We start from the raw sequence: 7,478 nt of genomic DNA on the forward strand, positions 1-7,478 counted from the left end.
CCCCCCCCCCCCCACCCACCACCCCCCACCCCCCACCACCCCACCCCCCCCCCCCGCGGCCCGGCCCCGCCCGCGCCGGCCACGCCCCTTTAGTTCCGCACGGTTGTGGGGTTGGGGGATGCTCGTGCGGTCAGAGGCGGGGGCTCAGGGCCGCGCCGCCGTCGACGACCAGCGTCTGGCCGGTGATCCACGCCGCGTCCGACGAGGCCAGGAACGCGGTCGCGGCCGCGATGTCCTCCGGCACGCCGAGCCGGGCCAGCGGGTACCCGGCCGCCGCCTTTGCCTCGTCGGCCTCGTAGAGCGCCGCCGCAAAGCGGGTCTTGACCACGGCCGGGGCAACCGCGTTGACCCGGACGTGTGGGCTCAGCTCGGCGGCGAGCTGGATGGTCAGGTTGATCAACGCGCCCTTGCTGACGCCGTAGTACGCGATCCCGGGCGAGGGGGACAGGCCCGCCACCGACGACATGTTGACGATGGCGCCGGCCGCCTCGCGCCCCAGCCCGGCGGCGATCGCCCGGCGCGTCCACGCCAGTGCGGCCAGCACGTTGACGTCCATGATCTTGCGGGCCGCGCCCTCGTCGAGGTCGAGCAGGGAGCCGTAGGCGGGGTTGATGCCGGTGTTGTTGACCAGGACGTCGAGGCGGCCGAAGCGCTCGACCGCGGTGCGCACGGCCTCGTCCTGATGGTCCGGGTCGTCTGCGCGGCCGGCGACCGTCACCGCCTCGGACCCGAGCTGCTCGGCGGCCTCGGCGAGCCCCTCCGGCTTGCGGGCCGTGACGACGACCCTGGCCCCCTCGTCGACCAGTCGCTGCGCCACGGCCAGCCCGATGCCGCGGCTGGCGCCGGTGACGATCGCGACCTGGCCGGCGAAGCGGCGGCCGTGCTCGGTGGTCGGCGTGACGAACGGGGCCGGGACATCGGTGAAGGTCATGCCGAGCAACCTAGTTGGCACCCCCGCGACGCGCCCGCACGGGCCGAGGGGACGTCAGCGTGCGGCGTCGACGACCGACATGAGGCGCCTCGGGTGCCGGGTGCTGACGATCCAGTACGGCGTCGGGTCGTCGGGGTCGTCGAGCCACAGCTGCACACCCGGGCCGACCCACGGCCGGATCTGGACGAACGCCGCGGGATCGCCCTCGCGGCCGACCACGAGACGCAGCGTGCGCGGGTCGAGACCGACGGTGCCGGTGATGAGGTGCAGCGGCAGATGGGCGCCCTGGATGTGCAGCTCGCCGTCCTTGACCTCGAGCCGGCTGCGGCCCAACCACCAGACGAAGAGCATGAACAGCGGGATGAGGACGACGAACGGCACCCACGACGTCAGCGGCAGGCCGCCGATGCGGAACTCGGCGGCGAGCAGGCAGGCGACCCCGACGGCGACGAGGTACCACCACCACGGCGTGCGCAGCGTCTCGCGGTAGCCGAGCGAGGTCCCGGCGGCCGGTCCGCGGGGACTGTCGCTGCCGGTGGCCATGTGGTCGAGGGTAGCCTCAGCCTCCGTGCAGACCGACGCTGAGATCGCAGCCCGAACGCCTGGGCCCGGTTCTTCGCGCGACCCCTTCGACGCCGAGCCCGACCGCGGTCCTGAGGTGCTCGTCCGGCGGCTCGACGCCGCTCTTCCGCTGCCGCTCTACGCGCTCCCGGGTGACGCCGGCGCCGACATCGTGACCGCCGTCGACGTGACCCTCGACCCGGGCGAGCGTGCCGTGCTGCCGACCGGGCTCGCCGTCGCGCTGCCGGCCGGTTACGCCGCGTTCGTCCACCCCCGGTCCGGGCTCGCCGCCCGCGCCGGCCTCGGCCTGGTCAACGCCCCGGGCACGGTCGATGCCGGCTACCGCGGCGAGATCAAGGTCATCGCCATCAACCACGACTCGGCCAACCCGCTCGTGCTCGCACGGGGCGAGCGCATCGCCCAGCTCGTCGTCCAGCGGGTCGAGCGGGCCCGCTTCGTCGAGGTCGACGAGCTGCCCGACTCGGCGCGCGGGTCCGGGGGCCACGGCTCGACCGGCGGTGCCGCCGCTCTCGGCACGCTGCACGCCGCCGACCAGCAACCGTCCGAGGGAGGACACCAGTAGTGCCGGGACGACGCAGGCAGAAACGCACCGAAGCATCGAAGATCGACGCGACGCCACCGTGGGAGACGAGGGTCCGCGTCGAGCCCGACGCGACCACCGGGCCGTTCGACGAGCGCGACGCCCCTGACGACGAGGTCGAACGCGTCGACCTGGGCGCGCTGCAGATCCCGGTGGGCGAGGGTTTCGACATCCAGGTCGAGCTCAACGAGGTCCAGCAGGTCATCGCGGCCACACTCGCCGGCCCGCAGGGCACCATGCAGCTCGGCGTGTTCGCCGCGCCGCGCAACGAGGGCATCTGGGACGAGGTCCGCGCCGAGATCGCCGACTCGCTCCGAGGCCAGCGTCGCCCCGTGCCGAGCGAGAAGGAGGGGCCGTTCGGCACCGAGCTGCACGGCACCGTCGCCGACGACAGCGGGCGGGGCACCGTGCCGGTGCGTTTCGTCGGCGTCGACGGGCCGCGCTGGTTCCTGCGTGCCCTGTTCGCGGGGCCGGTGGCGACCGACGCGGACGCCGCGGCGCCGCTCGAGGACGCGCTGCGTGGCGTCGTGGTCGTGCGCGGCACCGAACCGCTGCCGGTCCGGGAGCCGGTGCCGTTGCAGCTCCCCAGCGGGGTCGAGCTCCCCGAGCCCGGTTCCACTCCCGGGACCTGACCGCAGGGAGTTACCCTGGCTTCGTGGGACGCGCATCGCTACTGCAGCGGCTGACGGCCAGCGCCGAGAACCTCGACGCCGCCGAGCTGCAGGAAAAGGTCGGCAAGCGCTCCTGCATGCCCGTGTGCGACCTGCGGCGGGGCAACCGCGTCAAGGTCGTGGGGCGGCTGTGCGCCGTCGTCTACACCCCGAGCGAGACCGTCCCGACCCTGCAGGCCGAGCTGTTCGACGGCACCGAGTCACTGGACCTCGTGTGGCTTGGGCAGCGTCGCATCCCCGGCATCGAGCCCGGCCGCCGCGTGCTCGCCTACGGGCGCGTCGGCGAGCACGACGGACGGCTCGCGATCTACAACCCGTGGTACGAGCTGCTCGCTCCCGGGTCCTGAACGCGCCCGCCACGCATCCCATGGACGACCGCGGTGACCCGCCGGACCCCGCACGCGAGGACGCGCCGGCCAAGCGCGACCTGCGCGAGACCTACCGCCAGCAGATGCTGGACGGGATCGGCGGGTGGTCCGGGGCGCTGATCGCGGCGGTCCCCACCACGGTGTTCGTCATCGTCAATGTGCTCAGCGACCTGCGCGTGGCGATCGTGGCCGCCGTGGGCAGCGCGCTCGTGCTCGCCGGCTACCGCCTGGTGCGCAAGCAGCCGGTGCAGCAGGCCCTGTCGGGGCTGCTCGGCGTCGTCGTCGCCGCGGTGATCGCCGCCCGGACGGGCCAGGCCCGCGGGTACTTCCTGCTCGGGATCATCACCAGCTTCCTGTACGCAGTGCCGTTCGCGATCTCGGTCGTCGTGCGGCGCCCGCTCGTCGGGCTGGCCTGGGAGTTCCTCGACCCGACGCCGGTCAAGGACGGCCCCGGCGACGGCGGGACGCCCGAGGACGGCGCCGGGACCGGCAGAGCCGGCGTGGCCGTGCCCTGGTACCGCCGCCGTCCGCTCCTGATCGCCTACACCTGGGCCACCCTGGCCGGCACCGTCGTCTTCCTGGTGCGCGGCATCGTCCAACTGATCCTCTACCGCGCGAACGCGACGGGGTGGCTGGCGTTCGCCCGGATCGCGATGGGCTATCCGCTGTTCATCGCCGCCATCGGCTTCAGCGTGCTGGTCGTCCGCCGGGCCCGCAAACAGGTCGTCGAATCCGGCTGAACCAGGTTTCAGTCGGACCCAGCCCAGCCGGACCCAGCCCAGCCGGACCCAGCCCAGCCGGATTCAGCCCAGCCGGATTCAGCCCAGCCGGATTCAGCCCAGCCGGATTCAGCCGCTGAGCGGGTCGTATGCCGTCGGGGCGTCGTCGGCCGTCTCGTCGCCGTCCCGGGGGAGTACGGCGGCCCGCAGGGCGTCCTCGGCCTCGGGCAGCGTCACGAACAGCAGTTCGTCGCCGGCCTCCAGCGGTTCCTCGGGCGAGGGGGAGATGACGCGCCGGCCGCGCACGATGCCGACGAGCGTGGTGTCCTTCGGCAGGCGCAGGTCGCGGACGGGGTATCCCGCGCACGGCGCGTCCTCGGGCAGCGTCAGCTCGACGAGGTTCGCCTGACCCTCGCGGATGCCGAACAGGCGGACGATGTCGCCGACCTCGACGGCCTCCTCGACGAGCGAGGCCAGCACCCGCGGCGTCGAGACGGCGGTGTCGACGCCCCAGGCCTCGGTGAACAGCCACTCGTTGGCAGGGTGGTTGATCCGCGCGACCACGCGGCGCACCGCGAACTCGGTCTTGGCCAGCAGGGACACGACCAGGTTGGTCTTGTCGTCACCGGTGGCGCCGACGACGACGTCGCAGTCCTCGAGCCGGGCCTCCTCCAGGTTCGCGACCTCGCACGCGTCGCCGAGCAACCACGTGGCACCGTCGATGCGGTCCTCGCGGACCTTGGTGGGGTCCTTGTCGATGAGCAGGACCTCGTGGTGCTTCTCGAGGAGCTCGCGGGCGATCGAGCGCCCGACCGCTCCGGCCCCGGCGATGGCGACCCTCATCCGGTGCTCCCCTCGGGCGCCTTGGCGGCGATCTCGCGCAAGGCCTGGGCGTTCTCGTCGGTGGTGAGCATGGACAGCTTGTCGCCCGCCTGGATGAGGGTCGAGGCGACGGGCAGGTTGCCGATGCCGAAGCGGGTGTAGAGGGCGGCGCGTGTGCCGGTCAGCGCCTCGAAGTCGGTGAGCTTCGTGCCCACCCAGCCCTCGTGCGGGACGACGACCACGACGGCCACCGCGCCGGACGGGTCGCGCCAGGCCACCGCGGACGTCTCGCCGAGCACCGACTTCATCAGCCGACCGGCCGTCCACGGCACGGTGGCCACGGTCGGGATGCCGAGCCGCTCGTACACCTCGGCCCGCTTCGGGTCGTAGATCCGGGCGACGACGCGTTGCACGCCGAAGGTCTCCCGGGCCACCCGGGCCGCGATGATGTTGGAGTTGTCGCCGCTGCTGACGGCCGCGAAGGCGCCGGCCTCCTCGATGCCCGCCTCGATGAGGGTCTCGCGGTCGAACCCGACGCCCTTGACCTGCCGGCCGGGGAAGTCCTCGCCGAGCCGGCGGAACGCCAGGGGCTCCTGGTCGATGATCGCGAGCGAGTGCTCGAGCGGCGCGAGCTGCATCGCGAGCGCGGCCCCGACGCGTCCGCAGCCCATGATGACGATGTGCACGGCGCAGGACGCTACACACCGCGGGGGCAGGGCGGTGCAGATACCGCTGGGGCCGCCGTATTGTGCGCGTCGTGGCCAGATTCACCCGGGTGCTCAAGCGCGTCATCATCGGCAGCCCCATGTCGAGCGAGCAGGCCGGGCACACCCTGCTCGCCAAGCGGCTGGCCCTGCCCATCTTCGCCAGCGACGCGCTGTCCAGCGTGGCGTACGCGACCCAGGAGATCCTGCTCGTCCTGACCGTCGGCGGCACCGCCTACCTGTACCTGGCGCCGTGGCTGGCCGTGGCCGTCGTCGTGCTCATGACCGCCGTGGTGCTCAGCTACCGACAGCTCGTGAAGGCCTACCCGACCGGCGGCGGCGACTACGAGGTGGCGTCGAAGAACATCGGCAAGGCGGCCGGGGTCGTGGTCGCCAGTGCGCTGCTCGTCGACTACGTCATGACCGTGGCGGTGTCGGTGTCCTCGGGCGTCGACAACATCATCTCGGCCGCGCCGTCGTTGCACGAGTACCGCGTCCTGATGGCCGTCGGGTTCGTCGTGGTGCTGGCCGCGATCAACCTGCGCGGGTTGCGCGAGGCCGGTCTCGCCTTCGCCGCGCCCACCTACCTGTTCGCGGCGGGCGTGTTCATCATGATCGCCACCGGGTTGATCCGGGCGATCGTCGGCGACGCCCCGATGTCCGAGAGCGCGAAGTACGGCGTGGAGGCCCACCACGGGTACGGCTCGCTCGGCTTCTTCGCGCTCATGTTCTTCACCCTGCGCGCGTTCTCGTCCGGCTGCACGGCGCTGACCGGTGTCGAGGCCATTGCCAACGGTGTCCCCGCGTTCAAGCCGCCGAAGGCCCGGAACGCGCAGCTGACCCTGGTGGCGATGGGCGCCATCGCGGTGTCGATGTTCGTCGGCATCACGGTGCTGGCCCTGATCACCAAGGTGCACATCACCGACCCGACGTCCAACAGCTGTCTGCTGCAGGGGGCACCGAACTGTCAGCACCGGCCGCAACGAACGGTCATTGCCCAGGTCGCCGGCGCGGTGTTCGGCGGGCCCCACTCGGTGGGCTTCTTCTACGTGCAGGCCACCACGGCGCTGATCCTGGTGCTGGCCGCCAACACCGCGTTCAACGGCTTCCCCCTGCTGGGGTCCATCCTGGCCCGCGACAGCAACCTGCCGCGCCAGCTGAACAACCGCGGCGACCGCCTGGCCTACAGCAACGGCATCGTCGCCCTGGCCGTGGTGGCGGGCATCCTGATCGTCATCTACAAGGCCGACGTCACCCGCCTGATCCAGCTCTACATCATCGGGGTGTTCACGTCCTTCACCCTGGGGCAGACGGGCATGGTGCGGCACTGGAACCGCGCGCTGCGCACCGAGCGTGACCCCGCCGAGCGCTCCAGGATCATGCGGTCCCGCGCGATCAACGCCTTCGGCGCGAGCTTCACCGGCATCGTGCTCGTCGTGGTGATCCTGACCAAGTTCACCAAGGGCGCGTACCTGGTGCTCATCGCCATGCCGATCCTCTACTTGATCATGCGGGCCATCAACAAGCACTACACGCGGGTCTCCGAGGAACTGGTCAGCGACGACATCGGCCTCGTGCTGCCGTCGCGCAACCACGTCATCGTGCTGGTGTCCAAGGTGCACAAGCCCACGCTCCGCGCGCTGGCCTTCGCCAAGGCGACGCGTCCCGACACCCTCACGGCGCTGACCGTGAACGTCGACGACGAGGACACCCGCGCCCTGCAGGCCGAGTGGGAGCGCCACGACCTGCCGGTGGCGCTCACCGTGCTCGAGTCGCCGTTCCGTGAGGTCGCGCGACCACTCATCGGCTACATCAAGAAACTGCGCGCCGACCGCCCGCGCGACGTCGTCAGCGTGTTCATCCCCGAGTACGTCGTCGACAAGTGGTGGGAGCAGCTGCTGCACAACCAGTCGGCGCTGCGGCTCAAGGGCCGACTGCTGTTCGTCCCCGGCGTGATGGTCACGAGCGTGCCGTGGCTGCTCGACTCCGACGCCGCGCACAAGCGGCCGCACCGGCCCGACGGGCCGTCCGCGCCGGCCCGGGCCACGCTTCCGCCCGAACCGGTGCCGTCCCCGGCGGCGCCCCCCGTCCCACCGGTCGG

The 7,478-nt window shown here is 72.2% G+C and carries 9 protein-coding genes; 5 read left to right on the top strand and 4 right to left on the bottom strand.

Annotation, left to right across the window (positions count from 1 at the left end; all coding sequences use genetic code 11):
• Nucleotides 1-130 precede the first annotated feature (130 nt).
• Both ACFFCA_RS14415 and ACFFCA_RS14420 read right to left on the bottom strand, forming a co-directional pair.
• Nucleotides 131-931: an SDR family oxidoreductase gene (locus ACFFCA_RS14415; protein WP_375485945.1), complete on the bottom strand. Its 801-nt coding sequence runs from the start codon at nucleotides 929-931 to the stop codon at nucleotides 131-133.
• 54 nt (nucleotides 932-985) lie between these two features.
• Nucleotides 986-1,474 carry a DUF3093 domain-containing protein gene (locus tag ACFFCA_RS14420; protein WP_375485947.1) on the bottom strand — a complete coding sequence of 163 codons (489 nt, stop codon included), beginning with the start codon at nucleotides 1,472-1,474 and terminating at the stop codon, nucleotides 986-988.
• A 115-nt stretch (nucleotides 1,475-1,589) separates the two neighbouring features.
• Here ACFFCA_RS14420 and dut point away from each other — a divergent pair, with 115 nt between their 5' ends.
• Genes dut through ACFFCA_RS14440 form a run of 4 tightly spaced genes read left to right on the top strand, consistent with a single transcriptional unit; the run spans nucleotide 1,590 to nucleotide 3,872 of the window.
• Nucleotides 1,590-2,075 carry a dUTP diphosphatase gene (gene dut / locus ACFFCA_RS14425; protein WP_375485968.1) on the top strand — a complete coding sequence of 162 codons (486 nt, stop codon included), beginning with the start codon at nucleotides 1,590-1,592 and terminating at the stop codon, nucleotides 2,073-2,075.
• Entirely contained in the window at nucleotides 2,075-2,725 is a 651-nt protein-coding gene (locus tag ACFFCA_RS14430; protein WP_375485949.1) for a DUF3710 domain-containing protein, read from the top strand. The genes dut and ACFFCA_RS14430 overlap by 1 nt, the downstream gene beginning before the upstream one ends.
• A 23-nt stretch (nucleotides 2,726-2,748) precedes the next feature.
• Complete coding sequence (locus ACFFCA_RS14435) at nucleotides 2,749-3,111, top strand: OB-fold nucleic acid binding domain-containing protein (RefSeq protein WP_375485951.1); 363 nt, start codon at nucleotides 2,749-2,751, stop codon at nucleotides 3,109-3,111.
• Nucleotides 3,112-3,131: 20 nt separating this feature from the next.
• The gene (locus ACFFCA_RS14440; protein ID WP_375485953.1) at nucleotides 3,132-3,872 is read left to right on the top strand and encodes a DUF3159 domain-containing protein; all 741 of its coding nucleotides are present in this window, start codon (nucleotides 3,132-3,134) and stop codon (nucleotides 3,870-3,872) included.
• Between the two features lie 108 nt (nucleotides 3,873-3,980).
• Here ACFFCA_RS14440 and ACFFCA_RS14445 read toward each other — a convergent pair whose 3' ends face one another.
• Together ACFFCA_RS14445 and ACFFCA_RS14450 are read right to left on the bottom strand one after the other, a co-directional pair.
• Complete coding sequence (locus tag ACFFCA_RS14445; protein WP_375485954.1) at nucleotides 3,981-4,694, bottom strand: potassium channel family protein; 714 nt, start codon at nucleotides 4,692-4,694, stop codon at nucleotides 3,981-3,983.
• The gene (locus ACFFCA_RS14450; RefSeq protein ID WP_375485956.1) at nucleotides 4,691-5,359 is read right to left on the bottom strand and encodes a potassium channel family protein; all 669 of its coding nucleotides are present in this window, start codon (nucleotides 5,357-5,359) and stop codon (nucleotides 4,691-4,693) included. Before ACFFCA_RS14450 ends, ACFFCA_RS14445 begins: the two co-directional genes overlap by 4 nt.
• A gap of 71 nt (nucleotides 5,360-5,430) precedes the next feature.
• On the opposite strand from ACFFCA_RS14450, the gene ACFFCA_RS14455 reads away from it, so the two are divergent.
• Nucleotides 5,431-7,478, top strand: a 2,048-nt coding sequence (locus tag ACFFCA_RS14455) for an APC family permease (RefSeq protein ID WP_375485958.1), incomplete at its 3' end; no start/stop codon positions are given.

Origin of the sequence: uncultured Jatrophihabitans sp., assembly GCF_964252635.1 — a bacterium.
GTDB lineage: Bacteria > Actinomycetota > Actinomycetes > Mycobacteriales > Jatrophihabitantaceae > Jatrophihabitans.

What these genes read in the sequence shown, in the direction of transcription:
- ACFFCA_RS14445 (WP_375485954.1), bottom strand. Translation starts at nt 4,694, where the DNA reads ATGAGGGTCGCCATCGCCGGGGCCGGAGCGGTCGGGCGCTCGATCGCC.
- ACFFCA_RS14440 (WP_375485953.1), top strand. Translation starts at nt 3,132, where the DNA reads ATGGACGACCGCGGTGACCCGCCGGACCCCGCACGCGAGGACGCGCCG.
- ACFFCA_RS14420 (WP_375485947.1), bottom strand. Translation starts at nt 1,474, where the DNA reads ATGGCCACCGGCAGCGACAGTCCCCGCGGACCGGCCGCCGGGACCTCG.
- ACFFCA_RS14415 (WP_375485945.1), bottom strand. Translation starts at nt 931, where the DNA reads ATGACCTTCACCGATGTCCCGGCCCCGTTCGTCACGCCGACCACCGAG.